Origin of the sequence: Desulforhopalus singaporensis, assembly GCF_900104445.1 — a bacterium.
In the GTDB taxonomy this organism is placed as follows: Bacteria; Desulfobacterota; Desulfobulbia; order Desulfobulbales; family Desulfocapsaceae; genus Desulforhopalus_A; species Desulforhopalus_A singaporensis.
In genome coordinates, this window is record NZ_FNJI01000097.1 from 1 (window position 1) to 2,476 (window position 2,476).

At 47.1% G+C, this 2,476-nt stretch carries 3 protein-coding genes; all 3 read left to right on the forward strand.

Features of this window, described 5'->3' with window-relative positions:
• Positions 1–753, forward strand: a 753-nt coding sequence (locus BLQ17_RS21850) for an NAD(P)/FAD-dependent oxidoreductase (RefSeq protein ID WP_143005616.1), incomplete at its 5' end; no start/stop codon positions are given.
• Between the two features lie 49 nt (positions 754–802).
• On the forward strand, positions 803–1,096 hold the full coding sequence (locus tag BLQ17_RS21855; protein WP_092226391.1) for a (2Fe-2S)-binding protein: 294 nt from the start codon (positions 803–805) through the stop codon (positions 1,094–1,096).
• Positions 1,086–2,476 (forward strand): FAD-dependent oxidoreductase (locus BLQ17_RS21860; RefSeq protein WP_092226393.1); only part of this gene is annotated, 1,391 nt, incomplete at its 3' end. The genes BLQ17_RS21855 and BLQ17_RS21860, both read left to right, overlap by 11 nt.

Below are 2,476 nucleotides of genomic sequence, written 5' to 3' on the forward strand. Positions count from 1 at the left end.
GGGACGCTGAGCCCGATGGCTCTCGGCCAGGGGTTTATTTATGCAGCACAAAAACTTGGCGCGAGGTTGCTGAGTAATACTACGGTTACAGGAATTGCACGGCGGGCTGACGGGCATATCGACAGAGTGATAACTGACTCTGGTGATATTAAGACACCGCGTGTAATTAACGCCGCCGGCGCCTGGGCACCTCAAATCGGCAAAATGGTAGGGCTTGAAATCCCGATCAAACCGAGACAGGGGCATATTATTGTCGGCCAGAGAACTTTTCAAATCACAACACGTCCGGTGTGTGAGTTTGGCTACATCATGACTAAACTGCAAACCGGCGGCTATCAGAGAAATGTCACCCCTGAAATGGAGGCCTTCGGTGTGGCGATGGTGTTCGAACCGACTGAAGCCGGAAATTTTATTTTCGGAAGCAGCCGCAGGTTCGTCGGGATGGATACTTCCAGCGATTCGTTGGTGCTGAGAGCGATGGCCCAAAGGGCTATCAGATTTTTTCCGATTCTCAAGGAACTAAATGCAATTAGATCTTATGTCGGCTGTCGTCCATGGACACCAGATCACAACCCGATTATTTCGGAAACAGAGGTCCCAGGTTTTTATATAGCGGCAGGGCACGAAGGCAACGGTATAAGCATGTCGGCCATGACCGGAAAGCTGATTTCTGAGATTGTATGTAATCTTCCCAAAAGTGTTGAAACAGATTCATTCGATTGGGGAAGATTTAAAACAGAACATACAAAATAAACATACGATACTGCTATATGCTAATACCTACATTGAGGAAGAGTTGAAAATGTCGAAAAAAGAAACATTTACATTTGAACTCGACGGTGAAGAGCTCAAAGCTTATCACGGACAGACAATCGCAGAAGCATTGCTGGTGAATCAGAAAATGGTATTTCGCAAAACCCGGAACCGAAATTCAAGAAGTGCTTTTTGTGGAATGGGTGTCTGCTATGAGTGTCTGATGAAAGTAGACGGTATATCGAACGTACGTACCTGTATGACCCAGGTTCATCCGAATTGCAAAGTGGAAATGCTCGAAGATGGTCAGTCGGAAAATGAGGGGTCGTCAAATGATCGTTAAAGATCTCGCAATAATCGGGGGCGGTCCTGCCGGGATGAGTGCCGCCATTGAAGGGGTCGCCAACGGGCTTTCCGTAGTACTGGTAGAGAATGCCAGAGACCTGGGTGGGAAAGTACTGAAAGAGAAAGCTTCATACATAAATGGCAATCACGGCGAAAACAATGAAACGAAAACTCGCAATGAGCTTCATCGTTCATTCAACCGGATCAAAGATGATATTACCCTGCTGAAAAACAGTGAAGTCTGGAATGTATCACCTGACAATATAATTGATGTTTTCAGTGCACAACGACCGGGGCAACCATCTAATTCTATAAAGGCTAAAAAATTGCTTATCGCTACCGGCGCCGTCGACAGAATAACCCCAATTCCTGGCTGGCAACTACCTGGCGTATTTACGATAGGCGGGTTAAACACCTTCATCAAGAGAGGCGCAATTCCCGGTAAAAGATTCGTGGTCGGCGGAACCGGTCCATTGCAGGTAGCGCTCACTTATAATTTGGTAAAAGCAGGCGCGCGGGTCGCGGCCATGATAGACGTTAATTCAATGTTCGGCATGGCTCCGGTTGGCATCCAACTCCTTACGAAGGGCGGCCTCGATAAATTGTCATTGGGAATCAAATATTTATTGAGGATAAGAAAGGAAAGAATACCAGTATATTACTCTCACGCCGTAACTGAAGTTATCGGAGATGATTGCGTTAAGCATGTAATCGTCAGCAAAGTAGATTCAAACTGGCAACGGATAGCAGGAACTGACATCCAGCTGGACGCCAATATCGTTGCACTTGGATACAACCTGATTCCCGCAGTCGATATAGCCAGGTTGCTAGGGTGTGAAACAAGTTTTAACCAAAACATAGGGCAGTGGCAGGTGAATCACTCCGAATATATGGAGACATCCAGAAACGGCATTTTTGTGGCAGGTGACGGTGCTTCGGTAAAAGGATATGACGCTGCTATACTTGAAGGGCGTATTGCTGCGATAGAGGTTGCACGTCAGCTAGGTCGGGTTGGCGGCCAAAAAGCCGATCAATTGACAAAGCAAGACCGGAAGAAGGCTAAAAATGCCCGTTATGTAGGCGATGCGATGTCAAAAACGGCAATGATAAAAACTGGAATATTTGATTCGGTCACTGACGAAACGATCGTGTGCCGCTGCGAAGAGGTAACGTATCGAGACATTAGAACTGCTGTTGCGAACGGGGCGAGAGATCTCAATGATCTTAAAAGGAGAACCAGGCTAGGAATGGGGAATTGTCAAGGCACATTCTGTGGCCAAGTTGCCAATGAATTAATGTGGAAAGCGGCCCGGGATAACTGGCCCCGATCACGTTTTACTGTACGACAGCCGCTTCGACCGGTACCAATCGGCTGTAT

Excerpts from the sequence above, each read along its gene's own strand:
- BLQ17_RS21855 (WP_092226391.1), top strand. The coding sequence starts at position 803 with ATGTCGAAAAAAGAAACATTTACATTTGAACTCGACGGTGAAGAGCTC.